The following is a 23411-nucleotide window of genomic DNA, read 5'->3' on the forward strand; positions in this document are numbered from 1 at the left end:
AGCGCCTCCTACTGCGTTTCCAACATGCCCGGAACAGTGATTCCGCGGTGGAGTTCGTCCTGATGAAAGCATTAATTCAAGTACTGAGTGTTTTAACTGGCGGTGTGAGTCTGGTCCTGAGTCCATTGGCGTCTGCTGATTTTATCAGCGACAGCAAAGCCAACTTGAACTTGCGCAACTTCTACTTCAATAACGATAACCGTGACGGCGCCGCTGCACCTTCGAAGACCGAAGAATGGGGCCAGGCCTTCATGCTCAATTATCAATCCGGGTTTACCGACGGCACCGTGGGGTTTGGCCTGGATGCGATCGGGTTGCTGGGCCTGAAGCTCGACAGCGGCGCGGGTCGTCACGTTGGCGGCTCGATGTTTCCCAACGATGGCGACAAGGCGGCGGACCAATGGGCGCGTCTCGGTGCAACAGCGAAGATGCGTGTTTCCAAGACCGAGCTGCGGTACGGCACCTTGCAGCCGAAACTGCCGATTCTGGTTTCCAACGATGGCCGCCTGCTGCCACAAACCTTCGAGGGTGGCCAAGTCACCAGCAATGAAATCGACAACCTGACCTTCACTGCCGGACAACTGGAACACGCCACCGGCCGAGCTTCGAGCGACAGCGCCGGCCTGGCCGTGGCGGGCGGCAGCCAGGAGAGCAATAAATTCACCTTTGCCGGGGGCGATTACAAACTGACCAAGGACCTGACGGCCCAGTATTACTACGCCAATCTGGAAGATTACTACCAGCAGCACTTCGCCGGTTTGCTGCATGTTTTGCCACTGGGTGAATACGGCTCGTTGAAAACCGACCTGCGTTACTTCAAGACCACGTCCGATGGCAAGAACAGCAGCGCAGCTGGTCGCGCCAGCGGTTACAAACTCGGCGGCTATACCAAGGACGGCAGCGGTGAAATCGACAACGATACCTGGAGTGCAGCGTTCATTTATTCGTTGGGCGGCCATGCCATTACCGCCGGTTATCAAAGCGTGTCCGAAGACAGCAACTTTACACAACTCAACCAGGGCGGCCTGGTGGGCAAAGGCGAAGGCGGCGCGAGTCTTTATCTCTACACCGACCGCACCATCCAGACATTCATCCAGGCCGGCGAGCGCACGGCATTCGCCCAGTATGCCTATGACTTCGCAGGGCTTGGCGTTCCGGGCTTGAAGGCGTCGGTGATGTACCTCAAGGGCGACAACATCCAGACCGCCAGCGGCCAGGATGCCAGTGAATGGGAGCGTGATATTTCCCTGGACTATGTGGTCCAGAGCGGCGCGTTGAAGAACGTCGGTTTCGGCTGGCGCAACGCCATGTCGCGAAGCGATATTGCCCGCGACCAGGATCAGAATCGCCTGATCGTGAGCTATAGCATTCCGTTGATGTAAGCGGTCAGTATTGTTCGGGGCCAGGGAGTCGAACCTACACGTGACACTCTCCTGGCTCTTTGTTGTCTGTTGGGATCTCCCCTGTGCTTTGGCCACACTCAGCACCTATTCGATTCGCACGATCAGGCAATTATCCGCCCGGATCGTGCAATCGCCTCCTGGCATTGCTTCCTATAGTTGACCAGAGCCAAACCATCCGGAGCTGGTACCCCTATGAGCGCCCTCAATATCAATGGCCGTGAATACACGGTGGACGTAGACCCAAGCACCCCGATTCTTTGGACCCTGCGCGACACGCTGGGCATGACCGGCACCAAGTTCGGCTGCGGCGTGGCGTTGTGCGGCGCCTGCACCGTGCACCTGGATGGCCAGGCCATTCGTTCCTGCGTGACGCCCATTGCCGCCGCCGAAGGCAAGAAGATCACCACCATCGAAGCGGCAACCAACGGCAGCGACCCGGTCGGCGCCGCCGTGCACGAGGCGTGGGTCAAGCACGACGTGGCGCAATGTGGCTACTGCCAGAGCGGCCAGATCATGAGCGCGACTGCGTTTCTCAAGGCCCAGCCCAAGGGCAAGCAGCCCACAGCTGCCGAGATCGACTCGGCCATGGCCGGCAATATCTGCCGCTGTGGCACCTACGCCCGTATCCGCGCTGCGGTGGCAGATGCCGCCAAAGCCCTTGCCTGATCGGAGCAGACCATGTTGAACGAGATTTTCCCGAACGAGCACCCTCGCGCCTTGCAGCACCTGCTTGAACGCGACGAGGCTGACGGCCCCGCTACGCTGGCGCGCCGCAGCTTTCTCAAGATCGTCGGCATCGGCGGGCTGGCCTTGGGGGCGTTTCCACACCTGGCCCTGGCGCAAGAGGCCAATGGTGCTGCCGCGCCGCTCAAACCGACCCAGCAACCCTCGGCATTCGTGCAGATCGCGCCCAGCGGCGAGGTCACGGTAACCATCAACCGCCTGGAGTTCGGCCAGGGTGTACAGACCAGCCTGCCGATGATTTTGGCCGAAGAGCTCGATGCCGACTGGAGCCTGGTACGCAGTCGCAACGGCAACAGTGACGCCGCCTATCTGGATCCGGCCTTCGGCATCCACCTCACGGGTGGCTCCAACTCGATCAAGAACAGCTATACCCAGTACCGCGAACTCGGCGCCCGTGCCCGCGCCATGTTACTGAGTGCCGCCGCCGCGCGCTGGAACGTGGACGTGGCGAGCCTGAGCACCCAGGCCGGCATGGTCCTCGGCCCGGGAGGCCGCAAAGCGAGCTACGGCGAGTTGGCAGAAGCCGCGATGGCGATGCCGATGCCCGAGCAGATCACGCTCAAGGATCCCAAGGATTTCCGCATCATCGGCCAGGCCACGACACGCATCGACGCCAATGCCAAGAGCAGCGGCCAGCAGGATTTTGGCATCGACATGCATCTACCGGGGCAACTCACCGCTGTCGTCGCCCGACCTCCGGTGTTCGGCGCCAGGATCGCGTCTTTGGATGACAGCGCGGCACGCTCCACGAAAGGTGTAAAAGCCGTGTTGCGCGTACCACTGGACGGCGGTGCCGAAGGTGTTGCGGTGGTCGCCGACAGTTACTGGCAGGCAAAGGTGGCACGCGATGCGCTGAAGGTGGAGTGGAATGCGAACGCTGTAGAAAAAGTGGACAGCGAGAAACAATTGGCTCAATACCGGGAACTGGCCAGCCAGCCCGGCCCGCTGCACTTTGATGCTGACATGACGCCGCTTGCCACCGCGCCGCATCAACTGGACGCCGAGTTCGTGTTTCCCTATCTCGCCCATGCCCCGATGGAACCCCTCAATTGCACTGTGCAACTTGCCCAGGATAGCGCTCAACTGTGGGTCGGTACGCAGTTCCCCGGCGGTGATGGTGCCGCGGCCGCCAAGGTGCTGGACCTCAAGCCAGAGCAGATCCAGGTGAACGTGCAGACCGCCGGCGGTGGGTTTGGCCGGCGCGGCGTGCCCACCAACGATTTCGTCGTACTGGCTTGCGAGGTGGCCAAGGCCGCGCGCACCGCCGGGGTCAACGCCCCTATCCGCACCCTGTGGAGCCGGGAGGACGACATCAAGGGCGGTTACTACCGCCCCATGCACCTGCACCGCGCGCGGATCGGTTTTGACGACGATGGCAAGGTTCTCGCGTGGGACCACGCCCTGGTTGGCCAATCGATCCTCTCCGGCACCGTATTTGGTGGGCGGGTGAAAAATGGCATCGACCCCACTGCCACGGAAGGCCTGCGCAATCCGTATCCGCTGCCCATGCGGCTAACGGTTCATCACCCCAAACTCAACGTTCCCGTGCTGTGGTGGCGCAGCGTGGGCTCTACCCATACGGCGTTTGTGATGGAAACGCTGATCGACGAGATCGCCCGCACGACCCAGCAGGATCCAGTCGCCTACCGGATGAAGCTGTTTGGTGACCAGAACCCGCGCCACCGCGAGGCGCTGCAATTGGCCGTGGACAAGAGCGAGTATGGCAAGCGCCAGTTGCCGGAGGGCCGTGCCTGGGGCGTGGCGGTCCACGAGTCGTTCAGCTCGGTGGTGGCCTACGTCGTCGAAGCTTCAGTGCAAGACGGTCGACCGGTGCTGCACAACGTGACGGCCGGCGTGCACTGCAACCTGGTGGTCAACCCACGCAGTGTCGAGGCCCAGGTCCAAGGCGCGGCGCTGATGGGCTTGTCGATGTGCCTGCCCGGTGGCGCCATCACCCTGAAAGATGGCGTGGTGCAGCAAAGCAATTTCGCTGACTTCAGCGTGCCGCGCATCACCGACATGCCGACATTTGCCGTCCACATCGTGCCCAGCGCCGAGCCTCCTACGGGGATGGGTGAACCCGGCCTGCCGGCGCTGGCCCCCGCTTTTGCCAACGCGGTGGCGAGCCTGACGGGCAAACCGTTGCGTGAGTTGCCGTTCAAGTTGGCGTGACGGGACGCGAACATTGGCATGTTTGCGATCGATACGTACGTGTAATGTTCTGCCTCGCCTGCGTCATGCTGTGATTGACTTGGTTGGCCACGAGCGCGATCGCCCTCGTGGTTTACCATCCGCATAGCGCAAACAACGCCCTGACCTGCTCCGAAAGGAGTTTGTAATAGCGAGGTAAAAAAATGCTTTTATACAAGTCGACCTGGCCTGAAATCGAGCAGTTCCTCAATCGCAGTCGCACCATTGTCATTCCCATCGGATCGAACGAGCAGCATGGCCCCACCGGGCTATTAGGTACCGACTGGATGTGCCCGGAGATCATCGCCAACGAAGCGCAAAAAGCTGCCGATATTCTGGTGGCGCCCACCTTCAACATCGGCATGGCCCAACATCACATTGGTTTTGCCGGGACCATCACGCTAAGGCCTTCGACCTTTATTGCAGCCATTGGTGACTGGGTGCGTTCCTTGGCCGCCCATGGCTTCGAGAAAATCTTCTTCCTCAATGGTCATGGCGGCAATATCGCTTCGATCGAGGCTGCGTTTTCGGAGCTGTACGCCGAGGCGAGTTTCGCACGACGCCCGGCCGGGTTTGCCTTGAAGTTGTGCAACTGGTGGGACTTGGAAGGTGTCGGTGCACTGGCCAACCGTCAATTCCCGACAGGCCACGGCGTCCATGCCACACCGTCGGAGATCGCTGTGACCCAGTGGGCCTACCCGGACTCGATCAAAACGGCTGATTACACCCCCCAAATTGCCAACTCGGGCCCTATACGCGAGGCCCATGATTTCCGCCTGCGCTTTCCCGACGGGCGCATGGGTTCGGATCCGGCCCAGGCGACACCGGAAAAAGGCGCCGAATTGGTCATGCTGGCGGCCCAGAGCCTGGTGCGGGAGCTGGATGCCTTCACCCGGGAACCGGCGCCCGCCAGCGCCTCAACTAACAAACGCTAACGGCGCATAACTGGTGCTAGACGGTTCAAGGCATCACTCTTGAGTCTCCCAACTGCTCGCATGGCGCACCTGTAGGCATCGCCCATGAACAGTTGAACCTTGACTCCAGAGGGAACCGGTATGACCGAACGTTATGGCGATAGCTGCCTGTGCAGCGTTGACCGTCTTGGGGCTGACGCCAATACCAAACGCAGGAGCTCGCCACTCCTGCGTCATTGCAGCTCAGTCGAAAGTCGATCCATCAGGCCAGGTAACCGCCATCGACGGTCAGGCTCGCACCGGTGACAAATGAAGCGTCATCGCTGGCCAGGTAGGCAGCCATGCCAGCGATTTCATCTGCCGTCCCCAAGCGCCCCAAGGGAACCAGGCCCACCACGTGTTCAAGATAGGGCGCGTCGGCCGGGTTCATATCGGTCGCGGTCGGCCCCGGCTGAATGTTGTTGACGGTGATGCCGCGCGGGGCAAAGTCCAGGGCCAGGCCGCGGACCATACCGATGAGCGCGGACTTGCTCATGGAATAGGCGCTGGAACCGGGAAAGCCGGTACGCTCCCCCGCCACGCTGCCGACCGTGATGATTCGGTCCCCACGGTTCATGACCTTGGAACACGCTTTGGCCGCAATGTAGGCCGCCCGCACATTGACCGCATACATCTGATCAAAGGCCTCAATGCTGAAGTCGTCGACCGAGCCGAGCCCCAGGATGCCGGCGTTGTTTACCAGGATGTTCAGCGCCCCAAAATGCGCCACCGTGGTCGTCACGGCGCGCTCGATGTCTTCGGCAATTCTACTGTCCGCCTTGATTGCCAATGCCTTGCCACCTTCGCCCTCGATGCTGGAGACAAGTGCCTCGGCGCTGGCCCGGGATGCCGAATAGGTGAAGGCAACCGCCGCGCCCTCCTTGGCCAGGCGACGGACCACTGCGGCGCCAATGCCGCGGGAGCCACCCGTGACCAGGGCGATCCTGGCGGTAAAACGTTGCGAGGTAATAATCATTTTCCAACCCTTCAATTGATGATTCACGACCGGCAGGAAAAATCGATCAAGACAGGCGCAGCGGCTTGCCTTGATCGATCCGCCGATCATTGGGTGTCTATGTCCACAGGCCAGGGCATCACTTCGCCGCGGCAGCTGTTTCAATCAAGCGAGCGACCGGCTCGGGATTTGAAACCATCACCACATGAGACGCGCCCTTGACCACTTTCACCGCCTTGGCCTCGGCACGCTGGGCCATGAACGCCATGGCCTGCGGCGGAATGTTCTTGTCCTTGTCGCCATAGATGAACCAGGACGCAATGTGCTTCCAGGCGGGCGGCCCGGCCTGCTCGTTCAAAGCCGCTTGCGTGACCGGTCGTTGAGTCGCGGCCATCAGGGCCGCTTCTCCGGCGGGAACATCCGCAGCGAACTGGTCGTGGAACTTGTCTTGCTGGATGTACAGATCCTTGCCGCCATCAGCCAACGGGACAGGCGCGGCTAGGGTTGGGCCCAGGGTGCTGCCCGGGAATTTGCCGGCAAGCCCAGCGACGGTTTCCCCCGCCTCGGGTGCGAACGCGCTGACGTAGACCAGTGCCTTGACGTTGGCGTGGTCATTGGCCGCTTCGCTGATCACGTTGCCCCCGTAGGAGTGACCAACCAGCACAACGGGAGACTTGATGCTGGTCAACAAGGCTGACACCGCCGCGCCATCGCTTTTCACGCTGCGCAGAGGGTTGGCCGCCGCCACCACCGTGTAGCCGTCTTTCTCGAGAATCCTGGCGACGCCATTCCAGCTTGATGCATCGGCAAAGGCGCCATGCACCAGGACCACGGTGGGTTTTTCAGTTTGCGCAAACGCGTTGGCACCGATGAACAGGCCGGCGCTGCACGCCAGTACGGCAATGACTTTTTTCATTGAAAACTCCTTGGGTTTGGGTGTTAGCGCAGATGATCGGCATCGATCACGGCTTGGGCGAACGCCTGCGGCGCTTCTTGCGGCAAGTTGTGGCCGACACCGCCATTGATCAGGCGATACTCGTATTTACCGGTGAAACGCTTGGCATAGGCTTCGGCGGGCGGATGAGGAGCACCATTGGCATCACCCTCCAACGTGATAGTCGGCACGCTGATCGACGGGAACGTTGCCAGTTTCTTTTCCAGCGCGTCGTATTTGGCCTCGCCCTTGACCAGGCCCAGGCGCCAGCGATAGTTGAAGATTGAAACGGCGACATGATCGGGGTTCTGCAAAGCGGCGGCGCTTCGGTCATACGTCGCATCATCGAAGTTCCACTTGGGTGACGCCAGCTTCCAGATCAGCTTGGCGAAGTCGTGGGTGTTTTTCTCGTAACCGAGGCGACCACGCTCTGTCGCAAAGTAGAACTGATACCACCACTGCAGTTCGGCGGCCGGAGGCAGCGGCGTCTTGCCGGCCTCCTGGCTGCCGATCAGGTAGCCACTCACCGCCACCAGCGCCTTCACCCGCTCCGGCCAAAGGGCCGCGACAATGTCGGCGGTGCGTGCGCCCCAGTCATAACCGCCCAGCACGGCCTGCTTGATCTTCAGCGCGTCCATGAAATCAATCAGATCGCTTGCCAGTGCAGAAGGTTGGCCGTTGCGCAGGGTCTTGGCCGACAGGAAGCGCGTATCGCCATAACCGCGGGCATACGGAATCAGCACGCGATAGCCCTTCTCTGCCAACGCTGGCGCCACATCTGCGTAACTGTGAATGTCATAGGGCCAACCGTGCAGCAGGATGACCACCGGCCCATCGGCGGGACCGACCTCGGCATAGGAAACGTCCAGCAGGCCGGCCTTGACGTGCTTGAGCGGGCCGAACGACGTGTGACTACCCGGCGTAATGGCGCCGATGGTGCTGGCAGGTACATCAGCAGCACTTGCCTGGGACGCGGCAAAACCCAAGGCACCCAGCTGGATCAAAGCGAATGCCAGGATGGATGGCGCGAGCAAGCGCCGATGCCGCGGTGCGGACGAATGATTCAACAAAGACATGTTCATGTGGAACTCCTTGCGAACGGTGGGTGAGCCAGTGAGACGGGCTTGAGCTGTCTCGATGGGGCTCATTTGACGTTCGCCAGGTATCGCGCATGTGTCAGTAACGGCTTTGAGTGAAACAGTTCGTATCGACAGCGGAGCCGGATACACAAAGATACTTTTTCACTGCACCGCAGCGCGATGAACCAGGACATGAACCTGTGCTGCAGGGTGGCTGGCTTGCAGACGCCGTCCGTCGACTGGCGGGCGATCTTTCGTTGTGGACATTGGGCGCCATAATAACTTTGTCCTCCTCTTTCATCCTGGTTGCCACGATCGTAGAGATCAAACCCTCCGATTACCTTCCGCTAGGTATATTCACGGCAACGGCCGTCATGATGATTGTCGGGATAGGTGCAATTAACTTTTTTGTCAGACGCAGCACACCTACCCCGCTGACAACCTGCACGGGCAACCCTGTTCTGCTTGCCAGCGTCTATGGGATTTGCACAGCCCTGCTGGTTTTTGTCGTGTTGAGGCAACTCCAACTTATATAACTGCGTCCTTTCTGCGCAGCCCTTTGCTTTATGATGTTCGCCATTTCATGACTGACTGATGGAACCCCCCATGACTTTCGATTTCGATACGGTATTGGAACGCCACGGCACCGGCAGTACCAAATGGAGCCGCTACCCGGCCGATGTGTTGCCGATGTGGGTCGCCGATATGGACTTCCCCGCCCCGCCCGTGATCATCGACGCGCTGCACAAGCGCCTGGAACATCCGATGCTGGGCTACAGCGTGGCCCAGGACGATCTGCGTGCGGCCGTCGTGGCCGACCTGTGGAGCAAGTACGCCTGGCGCGTCGAGCCCCAGCAGATTGTGTTCCTGCCGGGTGTCGAACCGGGCTTCAACATGGCGCTGCATGCCTTGGTAGAACCCCAGCAGAATGTCGTGGTGCAGGTGCCCAACTACCCGCCGCTGCGCAACGCCCCGGGTCACTGGCAGTTGAACAAAGTGGAATTGCCATTCAACTCGGTCAACGGCGAATTCCATACACCGTTGGCTGCATTGCGCGAAGCATTGCAGGGCGGTGGCGCGCTGTTGCTGAGCAATCCTCACAACCCGTTGGGCAAGGTGTTTGACCGCCAGGAACTCAAGGCCGTGGCAGACATTTGCCTGGAGCAGGACGCCTGGATCATCTCCGACGAAATCCATGCCGAGCTGTGCTTCGACGGCCGAGTGCACATTCCGACCGCCTCCCTCAGCCCGGAAATTGCCGAGCGCACCATCACCCTGATGTCCGCCAGCAAGGCCTTCAACATCGCCGGTTTGAAAACCTCGTTCGCCATTATCCAGAACGCCAAGGTGCGCGAACGGGTCAACAGCGCCCGGGCCGGCATGGTCGACAGCGTCAATGCCCTGGGCCTTGAAGCGACCCGTGCGGCCTATAGCGAAGCCGGTCCGTGGCTAGAGGCCTTGAAGGCGTACCTGCAAGCCAACCGCGATTACCTGGCCGAAGCGGTGAACACCCGCCTGCCAGGCATCACCATGACCGTGCCCCAGGGCACTTACCTGGCCTGGCTGGATTGCTCCGGGTTGGGGCTGGATGACCCACAGGGCTTCTTTCTGAAAGAAGCCAAGGTGGGGCTGAGTGCCGGCCTGGATTTTGGCGACGATGCCGGTCAGTTCGTGCGCTTGAACTTCGGCTGCCCGCGGGCGCTGCTGGAGGAAGGGATTGCGCGAATGGAGCGCAGCCTCAAGGCCAGGGTCTAATTCACCCCTGCTCCCGCGGCGCCTGTAGGAGCTGGCGAAGCCTGCGATCTTTTGATCTTGATCTTGATCTTTCGCTCTGGACTCAATGGACAGTGCAAAGATCGCAGCCTCGTTGCACTCGTCAGCTCCTACACGGCTCCTACACGGCTCCTGCAGAATCGAGTGGGTTCGGGCTTTATTCATGCATATCCGGCGCATGGACAAAGCACAGCTTGTTACCCTCCGGATCGCGGCAATACGCCCCGAAATAACCTTCGCAATACTGCGGCCTCGGGCCGGGTGGGCCTTCGTCGAAGCCGCCCATGGCAATCGCCTGCTCCCAGGCAGCACGCACGGTTTGCGGGGAGTCAGCGGCGAAGCTCACCTGCATGCCATTGCCCCAGGTGGCGGGCAGGCCGTTGAAAGGCAACTGGACGAAAACCTGTGGCCAATGCTTGCCGGGCCGTTGCCAACCCTCCCCCGGCGGCCCCGAGTCGTGTTCACCCTCGATACGCTCCAGCCCCAGGCAGCCGAGAACTGCGTCATAAAAAGCGACCATTTTCGGCAGGTCGCGCGCACCGATCTGTATGTGGCTGAACATTGTCCTGCTCCTTATCGAAACCCGTATTTTCATTGAAAAACACAGCTTCATCCAATGCTCGTCGCAACGCTCTATTCACCGACGAAACGCCCGTCATCACGCTCATCGACTGGCAAGAAAATCCGACCGAACTCTGCCCGAAACCCCACAGTCCACCCTCCATCGCAACCACATCAAGCCTGGAGAACGACAATGGTCGAATACCCTTTCCCACCCTTCCCGAAGCAAAGCCAGCCGGTGCCCGGCAGCCAACGGAAAATGGATCCCTACCCGGACTGCGGCGAACAGAGCTACACCGGCTCCGGACGACTGGCGAACAAAATCGCCCTGATCACCGGCGCCGACAGCGGTATCGGTCGCGCCGTCGCCATTGCCTTTGCCCGTGAAGGCGCTGACGTGGCGATTGCCTATCTGGACGAGCATGAAGACGCCAAGGAAACCGCCCGCTGGGTCGAGCAGGCCGGACGCCAATGCCTGTTGCTGCCCGGGGACCTGGCAAACAAGGACCAGTGCCGCAAAATCGTCGATGAAACCGTCGCCCGCTTCGGGCATATCGACGTTCTGGTCAACAATGCCGCGTTCCAGATGACCCATGAAAGTCTTGAGCAGATACCTGACGAGGAATGGGTGCGAACGTTCGATATCAACATCACGGCGATGTTCAGGATCTGCCAGGCCGCCGTGCCGCACATGAAGCCGGGAGGCTCGATCATCAACACCAGCTCGGTCAACTCCGACATGCCAAAGCCGACGCTGCTGGCGTATGCCACCACCAAGGGCGCCATCGCCAACTTCACCGGCGGCCTGGCGCAGATGCTCGGCCCCAAGGGCATCCGGGTGAACAGCGTGGCACCAGGACCGATCTGGACGCCGCTGATCGTGGCCACCATGCCCGAGGAAGAGGTACGGAATTTCGGCTCCCAGACCCCGCTTGGCCGCCCCGGCCAACCAGTCGAAGTGGCGCCGATCTATGTGCTGCTGGCCTCGGACGAAGCCAGCTACATCTCCGGGACTCGCTATGGGATCACCGGAGGTAAGCCGATACTGTAGAAGCTGCGTAGAAGCTGCGTAGGAGCTGTCGAGTGCAACGAGGCTGCGATCTTTACAAAGACACTTGAGTCTCAAGCGAAAGATCAAAAGATCAAAAGATCAAAAGATCGCAGGCTTCGCCAGCTCCTACACACCCAACGGGAGCAAGCTCCCTGGCCGAAAAAAGTGCCCGCCGAACAGCACTCAGGACCGCTCCTTGGCAATCACCGAAATCTTCCCATTGCGCTCGATGATCGCAAACTTGATCTGCTCCAGGGTCTCGATACCCTGGCTCGAGCGCGCCGCTTCCATGATGTCTGCCTCTATCAACCGGGCATGACGCAGCCGGCCCTGGAGGATTCGCCCGTCCTCGACGATGATGGTCGGGCCTCCGTCGATCAGTTGTGACACCCATTGGGAACGTTGCTTGAGCAACGACAAACCCACATCGATGGCGATCAGCGTCACGATCACCATCAACGCGTTGGTGAGCGAAAAATCATCCCCCAGCAACGCCTGCTGCGTCGCCTCGCCGATGATCATCAACAACACGAAGTCGAAGGTGGTGATCTCGGCCAGCGAGCGCCGTCCGGCGATCTTGAACAACACCAGCAATGCCAGGTAAATCGCAGTGGCCCGCAGTACCGAATCCATAGATCACCTAAGGGAAAATGAACTGATTGAAACTGACCGCGGCACCGCCGGAGGTTGCGATGCGGCTGTGATAGCTTCCGAGCCCTTCGCCGAGCAATGACAGATGCAGGCTGGCCTGCCCCCGTTCATCGGCCTGGACCCAGAGGGTCATGCCCCGCCCCGCGCCTGCCGAACGTATCGGCGCCGGTTGTAACGCTTGCACCTCGAAACCTTCCAGCCAGTCGCCGCCCAACTCGACTTCCAGCACCGCGTTGGGTTGACCCTTGAGCCGGATGACCATGGTGTTGGTGGAGCCATTGCGGTGGAAGGCCTCATATTTGACGCCAAGGCTGCCGTCGTTGCTTTGCAGCTCCCGGCTACTCAAAGGCCCACGGGAAAACAGCCCCAGCAGGGTCAGGATTACCAGCAGCACCAACACATACCAGCCCACCCGTTCAAAACGCCAGACCTTGTGCTGGAAGGCCATGTCTTCACGCACCGGGAACTGGCGGCTGCGGTGGTCGTCCTCCTGCTCGTATTGATCGGTCATGATCTATCTCTATCGACGCTCACCGGCCACAGCACGTCGGTGAAAGGCCGGCAATTGCTGCAACGCGTATTGCGCCGCCCAGATTTGCACCTGGCCGCGACTGCCAAAAAAACGCTCGCAGCGACTGAACAGCGCCCGCTGGCCGTTCAGATCGAACGCCCAGGCAAAACACACGGTTCCGGCGGGTATACCGTCCCTGTCGTCTGGCCCGAGCAGGCCGGTGGTCGCCACTGCGACATTGGCATTGGCGTCGTGCAAGGCGCCAAGGGCCATCTCCTCAGCGACTTCGCGACTGGTGAGATTGAAAGTATCGATGGTGCGTGGGCTGACACCGAGCAGGCGCTGCTTGGCTTCAGGGGAATACACCACATAACCGCTTTCGATCAGTGAACCGCTGCCCGGCACCTCGGCCAGCAGCGTGACAATCCGCCCGGCGGTGCAGGATTCCGCCGTGGTCAGGCGCAGGTCATGCTCGCGCAGATAATCAACCAGGGTTTGGGCAGCAGTCATGGCAAGGATCCTTCAGGGATGCTGATGGGTTGACTCTTGCCGTTGTGATTCATTCCCTTTATCGCTCGTCACCCTGCGCCACCAAATAAATGAACCCCCCGTGTTTGCTGTATCTCAAACCCGTACGGGCCTCATGCAGAGGCCGCCCCGCAGCCCGCTTTCGCGAGCAGGCTCGCACACGGGTTTATAGCCGTCTCAGGCGTCCGGAGTGATCACCGGCAACACCGTCTCCACCGCCAAACGAGCCAGTTCAGCATCCTGCTCAGCCTTGACCCCAGACACCCCGATGGCACCAATGCATTGGCCGTCATGACGAATGGTCACCCCACCTTCAAGCATGCCCTGCAGGTGCGGAGCGCTGAGAAACGCGTAGCGACCACCGTTGATCATGTCTTCGAAAACCTTGCTATCACGCCGCCCCATGGCGGCCGTGCGGGCTTTTTCGGTGGCGATATAGGCCGACAACGGCGAGGCATCGTCCAGGCGCAGCAGCCCCAGGGGATGACCACCGTCGTCCACCACGCAGACCGACACCGCCCATTGGCGCTGGTGAGCCAGTTCCTTGGCCGCCACCAGCAATTGCGCAACATCCTGCTCAGTGAGTACTGCTTTGGTCTTCATGAATCACTCCGTGTTGTGCAACAGCAAGCCCGCGAGACAAAACCCACGGGCCGAGGATCATTCGCCGTAGATGTCGAAATCAAAGTACTTCTGGCGAATCCGGTCGTAAGTGCCGTTGGCGCGAATGGTTGCCAGCGCCTGATTGAAGCGGCTGACCAACGCATCGTTCTTGCGTACCGCAATGCCGATACCCGTGCCGAAATATTGTTCGTCGGTGAAATTGGGCCCGACGAATTCGAAATCCTTGCCCTCGGGACGCTTGAGCAGGCTCTCGTCGATCACCACCGAACTGGCCATGGTCGCGTCCAGGCGCCCGCCCAGCAGGTCGAGGAATATTTCATTCTGCGAACCATAGCGCACTACTTCGGCGCCCGCCGGGGCAAAGTGATCGGTGACATAGCGATCGAAGTTGGTCGCCCGCTGCACCCCGATCCGTTTGCCTTTGAGCTGTGCCGGAATGTCGCTGATACCACTGTCTTTGCGAAACACCAGGCGCGCCGGGATTCGGTAGTAGCGATCGGTGAAGTCCACCGACTTCAATCGCTCGGGGGTGATGGACATGGAGGAAATCACCGCGTCGACCTTCTTTACCTTGAGCGCTGGAATCAAGCCGTCGAACTCCTGTTCCTTCCAGACACAACGGACCTTCATCTCGGCGCAAAGTGCCTGGCCGATGTCGTAGTCGAAGCCGACGATGGCGTTGTCCGGGGTTTTCGAGGCAAAGGGCGGATAAGCCGCCTCGATACCGATGCGCAACGATGACTCGGCGGCCTGCAGGCTCGTACCCAAAGCCAGCAGCGAGACGAGACCCAGCTTCAAGGCGATGCGTTTAACGTTCATTCATTTGCTCCAGGTGCGATGTTATTGATTTCGGACGCTCCACAGAAGTCGTCCGTTATGGCAGCAGCAATGTGAACAAGCCCGGGCGGTGACTCTGGTGGTCGCCTGCCCGGTGACAGCACAACGGTGATCCGGCGAGCGGCCTCAGACTGCCGCGGTGACAATCAGCTCCAGCAAAATCTGCGGGTCGTCGAATGCCACCTGGGCCGTGGCCCGCGCCGGCGTCTGCGTGGCATCGACCCACTCGCTCCACAGCGCGTTCATCGCGGCGAAATCGCGGCCCATGTCTTTCATCCAGATCTGCACACTGAGCAGCCTGTGCTTGTCGCTGCCCGACGCGGCCAGCAGCTCATCGATCCGTTGCAGCACCTGACGGGTCTGGCCCAGGATGTCCTGACTGCAATCGGCGGCCACGACGCCGCTGAGCCAGGCCACGCCGTTGTGCACGACGCTGCGACTCAGGCGTGGGTTGCTTTCGATGCGTTGAATACTCATGAAGGTTCCTCGACGGAAAGACGCTCGCCGGCCAATTGGGCGAGCGTGATGGGTTTGAGCGGTGAACGGATGCGGTAATAGCCCACCTCGGCGGGTGACACATGGCGGCGTTCGGCGATGATTTCAGTGACGCTCAGACCGCATTGGCGTCCCTGGCACGGGCCCATGCCACAACGACCGAAGGCCTTGGTCTGGTTGGGGCCCAGGCAACCCAGGTCGACGTAGCGGCGAATGTCGCCAGCGCTGACCTCTTCGCAGCGGCACACCGTGACGTCATCGGCGGGGATGCGATTCTGAAGCCGGGGGCGATACAGAGTATCGAGCAGCGGCCGTGCGGCGCGGGCGCGGCGTAACAGCCGCTGCAGGGGACGCGCGTGCGCCGCACGGCCGGCGATGGCCAAGGCGGCCAGGCGCCCTTCCAACTGCGCGACCTGGGCCCCGCCGATGGCGCCACCGTCACCGGCGATAAAAATGCCCGGCACGCTGCTTTCGCCCCATTGATTGCGGCGCGCAATCCAGCACAGTTGCTGTTCGCTCCAGTCGTGCTCCAGGCGCAATGACCAACTGACCTGCGTGTTCGGCACCACGCCTTGATGCAACAGAATCAAATCGGCGCGAACACGTTGCGAGCGGCCTTGACTGTCGAAACTCAAGGCGCAGGCGCGATCCGTGCCGTCAACCTGCAGGTTGCAAGCACCGCGAAAATGCCGGACGCCGGCCCGCTTGAGTTCCATCAGCAGCCCCAGTCCCTTGAGCAGGTCACGCCAGCCGCGCAGCGCGCTGGGCACTTGCCGCCAGGCCTGCAGCAGATCGCTTCGGTGGCTGGTGTCCACCAGGGCCTCAATGGCGATCCCGGCGCGCAGGTACTGCACCGCCAGCAAGTAGAGCAATGGACCACACCCGGCCAACACCACTGGGGTGGCCGGCACCATGGCAGCGCTCTTGAGCAGGATCTGCCCAGCCCCGGCGGTCATGACGCCCGGCAGGGTCCAGCCGGGAATCGGCATCGGCCGTTCGAAGGCCCCCGTGGCAATCAACAAGTGGCGCCCTTGCAAGACTTCGGCACGCCCCTCGAACAGGTAGTGCACCTGACGCTGCGGCGTCACCTGCCAGATGGCTGCGTTGGGTAGATAGCGGGCGCCGCATTGCAGAAAGTCGGCGGCCAATATCGCCCCGGCCACGTAGTCGTCACCCAACACGGCGCGTCGGCACGCGTCAGCCTGGAGCACCTGGCGATAAATCTGCCCGCCCGGGCTGGCCTGCTCATCCAGCACGACGACCGACAGGCCATGGGCCCTGGCTTCGAGTGCAGCGCTCATTCCCGCCGGACCCGCGCCGATGATGATCAGGTCGATGACGGCATTACTCATCGCCGCTCTCCTGCCACGGTGCCAGGCATGCGGCTCCGCGCTGGCGTCGCACGCGCATGCCGGAACGCACCGGCACCAGGCAAGCCTGGGCATTGGCGTGTCCGTCCACTTCCACCAGGCATTCGAAGCACACGCCCATCATGCAATAAGGGGCGCCGGGGCGACCGTTGATCGCGCTTTCGCGGGTGTGGCGAATGCCACAGGCCAGTAGCGCCGCTGCCAGGGATACCTCGGCGGGCACCGTCAGCGATCGGCCTTCGAAGTCGATGTGCACGGTGTGATCTCCCGAGGCCAGCGGCCGAAACAGACTGTCAGCCGACATGGCGCACCTCTGCTTGCAGGTTGAAACGGTGCAGCCCGAATGGCTTCACCGCCGGATCATCGAATTCGCCGGCGATCCACGGCGCCAGGCGCAAGGCGTGGGCGGCAGCCAGCGTCACACCGCTGTGGCAGCTGACAATCGACAGTCCCGGACAACCCCGGGGCGTTTCGTAGATCGGAAAGCCATCGGCACTCATCACCCGCAACGCCCCCCAGGCCCGCACCAGTCGTACCTGGCCCAACCGCGGAAAACACTGAACCGCGCGCCGGGCAATGGCGGCCATGACCTGGCTGCCGGTGCCGTCATCCAAGCCCGCTGACTCGTGGGAATCACCCAGTTGCAGCGTGCCCTCGTCGGTCTGGCGCACGTAGGTAGTGGGGTACTGCAGAAATGGCTCGAGCCGCTCGGTGACCAGGATCTGTCCACGGTTCGGCTGCACCGGCACGTCCAACCCGACCCTGGCTCCCAGCGCCCGATTGCCCAGACCTGCGGCCAGCACGACCTGGCGGGCAGACCAGCGCTGCTCTCTTGCCCGCAGTTCGAAGCCCGTGGTCCCTGCGTCGATAGCCTCGACGTGATGGCCGTTGATGAGCTTGACCCCACGAGCCTGGCAGGCGGCGTAAAGCGAGCGCAACAACTTGAGCGGGTTGACGTGGCCGTCCATGGGCGAAAAACAGCCACCCACTACATCCGGCCCAATGCCGGGCAAGCGGGCGCGCAGTTGCGCGGCGTCCAGCAGTTCAAAGGGGTAGTCGCCCGCAAAGGCCTCACGCAGCCAACCCAGCCGATGGCTTTCCTCGGCCATTTCCGCGTCGCTCAGGCACAACTGGAAGCCACCCTGTTGGCGCAGATGGATGTCGATGCCGGTATCGGCTTGCAACGCCCCGGCGAATCGAGGCCAGAGCGCTACCGATTCCCTCGTCCACTGCGCATACGGGCTCATCCGGTAGCCCTTGCCCTGGACCCAAAGCAAACCAAAGTTGCCCCGGGCAGCGCGAATGGCGTCGTCGCCTTCGTCGAGCACACTCACCTGGCGCCCGAGCAAGGCCAGCCCATAAGCGATGGACATCCCCACCAGGCCACCCCCTACGACAATGACATCAGTTTTTTGCATGGTTTTCTTATCGCTGCTTTCGGCGTCGTTCATTCAATCAGGCGCCGGCCCATGGCTGGGTGAAGTGGTTTGGCTCGATCCTAGGGCGATGACAACGCCATGAAAAATGCTTTATTTTGGCAAGCTCATGTCTTTTTGTTATGGGTTGGATCTGCACGATGAATCTCCGTCAGTTGGAAGCCTTTCGCGCCGTGATCCTGGGCCAGACCGTGACCCGAGCCGCCGAAATGCTGCACATCTCGCAGCCGGCGGCGACCCGGCTGATCGCCAGCCTGGAAGAGGACATCGGCTTCAGCCTGTTCGACCGGGTCAAGGGGCGACTGCAACCCACAGCCGAGGCCATGACCCTATATCAGGAAGTGCAGCGTTCGTTGTTGGGCGTGGAGCGCATTGCGCGTACCGCCCAGGACATCCGCACGCTCAAGCGCGGTTCACTGCACATTGCCTGCGCACCGGCCATGGGCTTGTCATTCGTGCCCCGGGCGATTGCCGCGTTCATGGCCGAGCACGATCAAGTGCAGATATCGCTGGTGGTGCATTCGTCCCGGGAAGTTGTCGACCTGGTGGTGGGCCAGCGCTGCGACCTGGGCCTGATCGTGCTGCCCAACACGTACCCCAGCCCTCGCGCCGAAAAATTGCTGGCCACGCGCATGCTCTGCGCCCTGCCCTACGGCCATCGCTTGCAGGACCAGGCGACGATCCGCCCGGAAGACTTGCAGGGCGAACCGTTCATTTCCTACCCGCAGTCGATTGGCTCACGCCAGCACATCGATGCGATCTTCGCCGCCCATGGGGTAGACCGCGAACTGCGCCTGGAAACCCAACTCTCGCTGCCCATGTGCGCGTTCGTCGAACAGGGCCTGGGCGTGGCGCTGGTGGATGCCATCAGTGCCGTCGAGTACCGCGGCCAGGGCATCGTCTTCCGAGCCTTCGAACCGGCGATAGAAATGGACTTCAGCATGCTCCTGCCGATCCAGGGACCGGTTTCCAGGCTGCAAGCCAGCTTTCTGGAGCACATGCAACGATTTATCGAAGCACAGGTTCCAGCGGCCTATCGGTTCTGACCCGATCGCCAACCAACCCACCAATGGATCCACTGATAGGGCCAGCCATCCATTTATGCCGCAAAACCGTTGACAACTAAATTAGTTAAGAGAGTTAATGGATCCACAGACAAGAACAACATCCGCCTGGAGATCCCTCATGTACCCCAAAAATGCCTGGTACGTTGCCTGCACCCCCGATGAAATCGCCGACAAGCCCCTGGGGCGCCAGATATGCGGCGAAAAAGTGGTTTTTTACCGGGGGCATGAAGGCAAGGTCGCAGCGGTGGAAGACTTCTGCCCCCATCGCGGCGCCCCGCTCTCCTTGGGCTACGTCGAAAATGGCAACCTGGTGTGCGGCTATCACGGCTTGGTGATGGGCTGCGACGGCAAGACCGTCGAGATGCCGGGGCAACGGGTACGAGGCTTTCCCTGCAACAAGACCTTTGCGGTACAGGAGCGGCATGGGTTCATCTGGGTCTGGCCCGGTGACCAGGCGCAGGCCGACCCGGCGCTGATCCATCATCTGGAATGGGCCGAAAGCGATGAATGGGCCTACGGTGGCGGCCTGTTTCATATCCAGTGCGACTATCGCCTGATGATCGATAACCTGATGGACCTGACCCACGAAACCTACGTCCACGCTTCAAGCATCGGCCAGAAGGAAATCGACGAAGCGCCGCCGGTGACCACGGTCGACGGCGATGAAGTAGTCACCGCCCGGCACATGGAAAACATCATGGCCCCGCCATTCTGGCGCATGGCCTTGCGCGGCAACAACCTGGCCGACGACGTGCCGGTGGACCGCTGGCAGATCTGCCGTTTCACTCCGCCCAGCCATGTGCTGATCGAAGTCGGCGTGGCCCATGCCGGCAACGGCGGCTATCACGCCGCGCCGCAATTCAAGGCGTCGAGCATCGTGGTGGATTTCATCACACCGGAAACCGAGACGTCGATCTGGTACTTCTGGGGCATGGCCCGGCACTTTCAACCGCAGGATGAAGCCCTCACCGCGTCCATTCGTGAAGGCCAAGGCAAGATTTTCAGCGAGGACCTGGAAATGCTCGAACGCCAACAGCGCAACCTGCTGGACCATCCGCAGCGCAACCTGCTCAAGCTCAACATCGACGCGGGCGGCGTACAGTCCCGCCGGGTGCTGGAGCGCTGGATCGCACGGGAACGGGAAGCACAGGCCGGGTTGATCGCCAGCAGCCATCAAACGCAACGGGCGGAGCAACGGCCATGATCGAAGTCCAGGTCGCGGCGCGACACAACGAAGCCCTCGATATCTGCAGCTACGAATTGACGCGTGTCGATGGTGAGCCGCTGCCGGCCTTCACCGCCGGCGCCCATATCGATGTGCACTTGCCCGACGGGCTGATTCGCCAGTACTCGTTGTGCAACCATCCCGAGGAACGGCATCGCTACCTCATTGGCGTGCTCAAGGACCCGGCCTCCCGTGGTGGTTCGCGCAGCCTGCATGAGCTGATCCAGCCAGGCATGCGCTTGCACATCAGCGAACCGCGCAACCTGTTTTCTCTCGCCCCGCACGCCCGGCGCAGCCTGCTGTTTGCCGGCGGCATCGGCATTACGCCGATCCTGTGCATGGCCGAGCACCTGGCCCAGAGCGGTGCGGCGTTCGAGCTGCATTACTGTGCCCGCGCCCGCGACCGCGCGGCCTTTGTCGAGCGCCTGCGCCAGTCTCCTTATGCCGACCGGGTCTTCCTGCATTTCGATGAAGAACCTGACACCCTGCTGGACGCCGCCAGGGTGCTGACCGCGCCCGGTGACGACGTGCACCTCTACGTCTGCGGCCCCGGCGGTTTCATGCAGCACATTCTTGACACCGCCAAGCGCCAGGGCTGGCAGGAAGCCTGCCTGCACCGCGAATACTTCGCCGCCGCCCCCACCGACACCCGCGCCGATGGCAGTTTTTCGGTCAAGCTGGCCCGCAGCGGCCAAGTGTTCGATGTGCCGGCGGACCGCAGTGTGGTGCAGGTATTGGAGAGCCATGGCATCGAGATCCCGATCTCCTGCGAGCAAGGTGTCTGCGGCACCTGCCTGACCCGTGTGCTGGAAGGGGTACCAGAGCATCGGGACATGTTTCTGACCGAGGCTGAACAGGCCTGCAACGACCAGTTCACGCCATGTTGCTCCAGGTCCAAGACACCCGTCTTAGTACTGGATCTCTAACACCGGACATTGTGGGAGCGGGCTTGCTCGCTCCCACAAGGGGATTTGTGGTGGGCTCACAAATCCAGCAGTCATTCACAGTTGGGGCTGTTCACTCCGAACGCAGAATCACCGTCATCCGCTCGTCAGCCAGCGTCGAGCCGAACACTTCGGCGTAGCGCAGGGTGGCGTTGGCATGCTCGCGCATGATTGCCTCGGCGCGGCCGCTCTGGCGGTTGATCAGGGCGTCGAACACCGAATGGTGTTGCATATGGGCATAGTTGAAGCGGCGAAATTCGCCGGCCATGTTCTGGCGATCCACCGCCAGGGCGGTGACGGAGGCGAATGGCAGATGATCATTGCGGGCCAGGGCATCGGCAATCGCCGGGTTGTGGCTGCCTTCGACGATCACCTGGTGAAAGCGCATGTTGAGGTCGTGATAGACCTCCAGGTCATCCTCGGTCACATAGCCCTTGGCGAACAGTTCATCGCCCTGCACCAGGCATTGCTCGAGTATCGCGCGGGCCTCGTCAGACAAGCCATGCTCAGCCGTCTGCCGTGCCGCCAGGCCTTCCAGCACGCCACGCACCTCCACGGCCCCGGCGATCTGCTCGGCACTGACCGACCGCACCTGGAAACCTCGTCCGCCGAAGCGCACCAGTAACCCTTCCTGCTCCAGGGTGCGGAACGCCATGCGCACCGGCATGCGCGAAACGCCGAACAGCTCGGCCGTAGGTATTTCCATCAAGCGCTCGCCAGCGGCCAATTCGCCCGAGGCGATCATCTTGCGCAGCGCAACCAGCACCGTTTGGCCGGGCTTGCTCATCCAGGCGATTCCACAGAAAAGAAGCCGTCATAGTAGAAGGCTTGGCGCAGCGTGTCACGGCAAGCTGTGGCAGCCAGTCTGGCCGCCACAGCGGGTTGTTCAGCTCCCTGCCAACTCGCGCAGCTGCAACAAGGTTTGCTCGTCCAGGGTGATCCCATGCTCATTGGACTTGCTGCGCTCGCGATGGCGACGATCTCCCGGCAAGCGCCGCAACCCGACGCCATGCATCTGCCTGACCAACTCCTGGCTGCGCTCGGCGAAGTTTTGCCCGGCGGTCTTGCTCGGGTCGATCACGATCAACAACTGACCGGTCCACGGCGTCTTGGCGCCCGGATGGTTGTGCCAGTCGAACTCGAAGGAAAAATTGCCACCCGTCAGCGCAGCCGCCAGCAACTCGACCATCATCGACAGCGCTGAGCCCTTGTGCCCACCAAAGGGCAAGAGCGCTCCGCCTTCGAGAATCGCCTTGGGGTCGCGGGTCGGCTGGCCAAGGCTGTCCACCCCCATTCCCGGCGGCAACAACTCGCCCTTGCGTGCAGCGATCTGTACGTCGCCGTGGGCAATGGCGCTGGTGGCGAGGTCGAAGACAATCGGCTCACCGCCAGCCCGTGGCGCGGCGAAGGCAATGGGGTTGGTACCGAACAATGGCCGGTCTGCACCATGGGGCACCACGCACGTCATGCTGTTGACCACGCTCAACGCCACCAGGCCTTCATAGGCAAACGGCTCGACGTCCGGCCAGAGGGCGGCAAAGTGATGGGAGTTGCGAATAGCCAGGACGGCAATGCCGGCGCTACGGGCCTTCGCCACCAGCAGGGCGCGCGCTGCAGCCAGGGCGGGCTGGGCAAACCCGTTACCGGCGTCCACGGCGACGAACCCTGACGCGACGTCGTCGACCACCGGCACAGCCTTGCCGTTGACCCAACCGCTGTCGAGTGTCGAGACATAGCCGGGAATGCGAAACACCCCATGGCTGTGGGCACCGTCGCGCTCGGCCCCGGCGCAGTTTTCAGCCAGGCACCGAGCGACTTCGGCCGACGTGCCATGACGCAGGAAAATTTTCTCCAGCAAGCTCACCAGAGCATCGAAAGACAAAGTGCATGAAGCGGCATGATCGGATGGCGCAGACATCTGAAGCTCCAGAATGATTGTTGGAGGTAGCAACAGCGTAAAAGGACCCGCCGGGTGATTAAACACCGTTTCAGGCGCGCACTGTCAATCCTTGCCACGGCGCCTGCCCTGCCTGACAGGTCAGAAACCAGCGTGCGGTAACTATGTACCACCTTTGCTCAG

At 61.6% G+C, this 23411-nt stretch carries 25 protein-coding genes; 10 read left to right on the plus strand and 15 right to left on the minus strand.

The window, feature by feature from the left end; translation table 11 throughout:
- The first annotated feature begins 62 nt into the window (after nt 1-62).
- From AC09SL_RS05800 to AC09SL_RS05815, 4 genes are all read left to right on the plus strand, one after another.
- Entirely contained in the window at nt 63-1382 is a 1320-nt protein-coding gene (locus AC09SL_RS05800) for an OprD family porin (RefSeq protein ID WP_058544153.1), read from the plus strand.
- Nucleotides 1383-1595: 213 nt separating this feature from the next.
- Nucleotides 1596-2069, plus strand: a complete 474-nt coding sequence (locus tag AC09SL_RS05805) for a (2Fe-2S)-binding protein (RefSeq protein ID WP_058544136.1) — start codon at nt 1596-1598, stop codon at nt 2067-2069.
- Nucleotides 2070-2081: 12 nt separating this feature from the next.
- Nucleotides 2082-4319: a xanthine dehydrogenase family protein molybdopterin-binding subunit gene (locus tag AC09SL_RS05810; RefSeq protein WP_058544137.1), complete on the plus strand. Its 2238-nt coding sequence runs from the start codon at nt 2082-2084 to the stop codon at nt 4317-4319.
- Between the two features lie 182 nt (nt 4320-4501).
- On the plus strand, nt 4502-5272 hold the full coding sequence (locus AC09SL_RS05815) for a creatininase family protein (protein ID WP_058544138.1): 771 nt from the start codon (nt 4502-4504) through the stop codon (nt 5270-5272).
- A 241-nt stretch (nt 5273-5513) separates the two neighbouring features.
- Here AC09SL_RS05815 and AC09SL_RS05820 read toward each other — a convergent pair whose 3' ends face one another.
- The 3 genes from AC09SL_RS05820 to AC09SL_RS05830 all read right to left on the minus strand — a co-directional run bounded on the left by AC09SL_RS05820 (nt 5514) and on the right by AC09SL_RS05830 (nt 8261).
- Nucleotides 5514-6260, minus strand: a complete 747-nt coding sequence (locus AC09SL_RS05820; RefSeq protein ID WP_196764451.1) for a 3-oxoacyl-ACP reductase family protein — start codon at nt 6258-6260, stop codon at nt 5514-5516.
- Nucleotides 6261-6384: 124 nt separating this feature from the next.
- Nucleotides 6385-7161, minus strand: coding sequence for an alpha/beta fold hydrolase (locus AC09SL_RS05825; RefSeq protein ID WP_058544139.1), 777 nt, complete (start codon nt 7159-7161; stop codon nt 6385-6387).
- 23 nt (nt 7162-7184) lie between these two features.
- Nucleotides 7185-8261, minus strand: a complete 1077-nt coding sequence (locus AC09SL_RS05830; protein ID WP_058544140.1) for an alpha/beta fold hydrolase — start codon at nt 8259-8261, stop codon at nt 7185-7187.
- A gap of 110 nt (nt 8262-8371) precedes the next feature.
- Between AC09SL_RS05830 and AC09SL_RS05835 the strand changes: the two genes are divergently transcribed.
- Nucleotides 8372-8794 (plus strand): hypothetical protein, encoded by a 423-nt coding sequence (locus AC09SL_RS05835; RefSeq protein ID WP_155742066.1) that lies wholly within the window; start codon nt 8372-8374, stop codon nt 8792-8794.
- A 70-nt stretch (nt 8795-8864) separates the two neighbouring features.
- Complete coding sequence (locus tag AC09SL_RS05840) at nt 8865-10013, plus strand: MalY/PatB family protein (protein ID WP_058544142.1); 1149 nt, start codon at nt 8865-8867, stop codon at nt 10011-10013.
- A 175-nt stretch (nt 10014-10188) separates the two neighbouring features.
- On the opposite strand, the gene AC09SL_RS05845 is transcribed toward AC09SL_RS05840, so the two are convergent.
- On the minus strand, nt 10189-10593 hold the full coding sequence (locus AC09SL_RS05845) for a VOC family protein (protein WP_058544143.1): 405 nt from the start codon (nt 10591-10593) through the stop codon (nt 10189-10191).
- 192 nt (nt 10594-10785) lie between these two features.
- Here AC09SL_RS05845 and AC09SL_RS05850 point away from each other — a divergent pair, with 192 nt between their 5' ends.
- The gene (locus AC09SL_RS05850; protein WP_058544144.1) at nt 10786-11643 is read left to right on the plus strand and encodes an SDR family oxidoreductase; all 858 of its coding nucleotides are present in this window, start codon (nt 10786-10788) and stop codon (nt 11641-11643) included.
- Nucleotides 11644-11826: 183 nt separating this feature from the next.
- Here the strand turns inward: AC09SL_RS05850 and AC09SL_RS05855 are convergent, their stop codons facing one another.
- From AC09SL_RS05855 to AC09SL_RS05895, 9 genes are all read right to left on the minus strand, one after another.
- Entirely contained in the window at nt 11827-12276 is a 450-nt protein-coding gene (locus AC09SL_RS05855; protein WP_058544145.1) for a DUF421 domain-containing protein, read from the minus strand.
- Nucleotides 12277-12283: 7 nt separating this feature from the next.
- Nucleotides 12284-12805 (minus strand): hypothetical protein, encoded by a 522-nt coding sequence (locus AC09SL_RS05860; protein ID WP_058544146.1) that lies wholly within the window; start codon nt 12803-12805, stop codon nt 12284-12286.
- A gap of 9 nt (nt 12806-12814) precedes the next feature.
- Entirely contained in the window at nt 12815-13315 is a 501-nt protein-coding gene (locus AC09SL_RS05865; RefSeq protein ID WP_058544147.1) for a CinA family protein, read from the minus strand.
- Between the two features lie 195 nt (nt 13316-13510).
- Nucleotides 13511-13936, minus strand: coding sequence for a GlcG/HbpS family heme-binding protein (locus tag AC09SL_RS05870; protein WP_014338265.1), 426 nt, complete (start codon nt 13934-13936; stop codon nt 13511-13513).
- A gap of 57 nt (nt 13937-13993) precedes the next feature.
- Nucleotides 13994-14776 carry an ABC transporter substrate-binding protein gene (locus tag AC09SL_RS05875; protein ID WP_058544148.1) on the minus strand — a complete coding sequence of 261 codons (783 nt, stop codon included), beginning with the start codon at nt 14774-14776 and terminating at the stop codon, nt 13994-13996.
- 144 nt (nt 14777-14920) lie between these two features.
- Complete coding sequence (locus tag AC09SL_RS05880; protein ID WP_058544149.1) at nt 14921-15271, minus strand: RidA family protein; 351 nt, start codon at nt 15269-15271, stop codon at nt 14921-14923.
- Nucleotides 15268-16641, minus strand: coding sequence for an FAD/NAD(P)-binding oxidoreductase (locus AC09SL_RS05885; protein ID WP_058544150.1), 1374 nt, complete (start codon nt 16639-16641; stop codon nt 15268-15270). Before AC09SL_RS05885 ends, AC09SL_RS05880 begins: the two co-directional genes overlap by 4 nt.
- Nucleotides 16634-16963, minus strand: a complete 330-nt coding sequence (locus tag AC09SL_RS05890; protein WP_058544151.1) for a (2Fe-2S)-binding protein — start codon at nt 16961-16963, stop codon at nt 16634-16636. Before AC09SL_RS05890 ends, AC09SL_RS05885 begins: the two co-directional genes overlap by 8 nt.
- Nucleotides 16953-18077, minus strand: coding sequence for an NAD(P)/FAD-dependent oxidoreductase (locus AC09SL_RS05895; RefSeq protein ID WP_081264417.1), 1125 nt, complete (start codon nt 18075-18077; stop codon nt 16953-16955). The genes AC09SL_RS05890 and AC09SL_RS05895 overlap by 11 nt, the downstream gene beginning before the upstream one ends.
- A 158-nt stretch (nt 18078-18235) precedes the next feature.
- On the opposite strand from AC09SL_RS05895, the gene AC09SL_RS05900 reads away from it, so the two are divergent.
- The 3 genes from AC09SL_RS05900 (at nt 18236) to AC09SL_RS05910 (ending at nt 21313) form a co-directional block, all read left to right on the plus strand.
- Nucleotides 18236-19141 (plus strand): LysR substrate-binding domain-containing protein, encoded by a 906-nt coding sequence (locus AC09SL_RS05900; protein WP_058544152.1) that lies wholly within the window; start codon nt 18236-18238, stop codon nt 19139-19141.
- Nucleotides 19142-19280: 139 nt separating this feature from the next.
- A complete protein-coding gene (locus AC09SL_RS05905; protein ID WP_064106821.1) occupies nt 19281-20366 on the plus strand; it encodes an aromatic ring-hydroxylating oxygenase subunit alpha in 1086 nt (361 codons plus the stop codon).
- Complete coding sequence (locus tag AC09SL_RS05910; protein WP_058545917.1) at nt 20363-21313, plus strand: PDR/VanB family oxidoreductase; 951 nt, start codon at nt 20363-20365, stop codon at nt 21311-21313. Before AC09SL_RS05905 ends, AC09SL_RS05910 begins: the two co-directional genes overlap by 4 nt.
- Before the next feature lie 91 nt (nt 21314-21404).
- Here the strand turns inward: AC09SL_RS05910 and AC09SL_RS05915 are convergent, their stop codons facing one another.
- Entirely contained in the window at nt 21405-22118 is a 714-nt protein-coding gene (locus AC09SL_RS05915) for a GntR family transcriptional regulator (protein WP_058545916.1), read from the minus strand.
- Between the two features lie 99 nt (nt 22119-22217).
- Nucleotides 22218-23249, minus strand: a complete 1032-nt coding sequence (locus tag AC09SL_RS05920) for an Ldh family oxidoreductase (protein WP_058545915.1) — start codon at nt 23247-23249, stop codon at nt 22218-22220.
- Nucleotides 23250-23411 lie beyond the last annotated feature (162 nt).

The sequence above is a fragment of the Pseudomonas sp. PF05 genome (assembly GCF_056521845.1).

Bases quoted from the DNA above. Each gene is read 5' to 3' on its own strand.
- AC09SL_RS05900 (WP_058544152.1), top strand. From the start codon at position 18,236: ATGAATCTCCGTCAGTTGGAAGCCTTTCGCGCCGTGATCCTGGGCCAG.
- AC09SL_RS05905 (WP_064106821.1), top strand. From the start codon at position 19,281: ATGTACCCCAAAAATGCCTGGTACGTTGCCTGCACCCCCGATGAAATC.
- AC09SL_RS05880 (WP_058544149.1), bottom strand. From the start codon at position 15,271: ATGAGTATTCAACGCATCGAAAGCAACCCACGCCTGAGTCGCAGCGTC.
- AC09SL_RS05910 (WP_058545917.1), top strand. From the start codon at position 20,363: ATGATCGAAGTCCAGGTCGCGGCGCGACACAACGAAGCCCTCGATATC.
- AC09SL_RS05805 (WP_058544136.1), top strand. From the start codon at position 1,596: ATGAGCGCCCTCAATATCAATGGCCGTGAATACACGGTGGACGTAGAC.
- AC09SL_RS05920 (WP_058545915.1), bottom strand. From the start codon at position 23,249: ATGTCTGCGCCATCCGATCATGCCGCTTCATGCACTTTGTCTTTCGAT.
- AC09SL_RS05855 (WP_058544145.1), bottom strand. From the start codon at position 12,276: ATGGATTCGGTACTGCGGGCCACTGCGATTTACCTGGCATTGCTGGTG.
- AC09SL_RS05825 (WP_058544139.1), bottom strand. From the start codon at position 7,161: ATGAAAAAAGTCATTGCCGTACTGGCGTGCAGCGCCGGCCTGTTCATC.
- AC09SL_RS05830 (WP_058544140.1), bottom strand. From the start codon at position 8,261: ATGAACATGTCTTTGTTGAATCATTCGTCCGCACCGCGGCATCGGCGC.
- AC09SL_RS05860 (WP_058544146.1), bottom strand. From the start codon at position 12,805: ATGACCGATCAATACGAGCAGGAGGACGACCACCGCAGCCGCCAGTTC.
- AC09SL_RS05815 (WP_058544138.1), top strand. From the start codon at position 4,502: ATGCTTTTATACAAGTCGACCTGGCCTGAAATCGAGCAGTTCCTCAAT.
- AC09SL_RS05845 (WP_058544143.1), bottom strand. From the start codon at position 10,593: ATGTTCAGCCACATACAGATCGGTGCGCGCGACCTGCCGAAAATGGTC.
- AC09SL_RS05890 (WP_058544151.1), bottom strand. From the start codon at position 16,963: ATGTCGGCTGACAGTCTGTTTCGGCCGCTGGCCTCGGGAGATCACACC.
- AC09SL_RS05840 (WP_058544142.1), top strand. From the start codon at position 8,865: ATGACTTTCGATTTCGATACGGTATTGGAACGCCACGGCACCGGCAGT.
- AC09SL_RS05885 (WP_058544150.1), bottom strand. From the start codon at position 16,641: ATGAGTAATGCCGTCATCGACCTGATCATCATCGGCGCGGGTCCGGCG.
- AC09SL_RS05865 (WP_058544147.1), bottom strand. From the start codon at position 13,315: ATGACTGCTGCCCAAACCCTGGTTGATTATCTGCGCGAGCATGACCTG.
- AC09SL_RS05810 (WP_058544137.1), top strand. From the start codon at position 2,082: ATGTTGAACGAGATTTTCCCGAACGAGCACCCTCGCGCCTTGCAGCAC.
- AC09SL_RS05915 (WP_058545916.1), bottom strand. From the start codon at position 22,118: ATGAGCAAGCCCGGCCAAACGGTGCTGGTTGCGCTGCGCAAGATGATC.
- AC09SL_RS05850 (WP_058544144.1), top strand. From the start codon at position 10,786: ATGGTCGAATACCCTTTCCCACCCTTCCCGAAGCAAAGCCAGCCGGTG.
- AC09SL_RS05800 (WP_058544153.1), top strand. From the start codon at position 63: ATGAAAGCATTAATTCAAGTACTGAGTGTTTTAACTGGCGGTGTGAGT.
- AC09SL_RS05875 (WP_058544148.1), bottom strand. From the start codon at position 14,776: ATGAACGTTAAACGCATCGCCTTGAAGCTGGGTCTCGTCTCGCTGCTG.
- AC09SL_RS05870 (WP_014338265.1), bottom strand. From the start codon at position 13,936: ATGAAGACCAAAGCAGTACTCACTGAGCAGGATGTTGCGCAATTGCTG.
- AC09SL_RS05895 (WP_081264417.1), bottom strand. From the start codon at position 18,077: ATGCAAAAAACTGATGTCATTGTCGTAGGGGGTGGCCTGGTGGGGATG.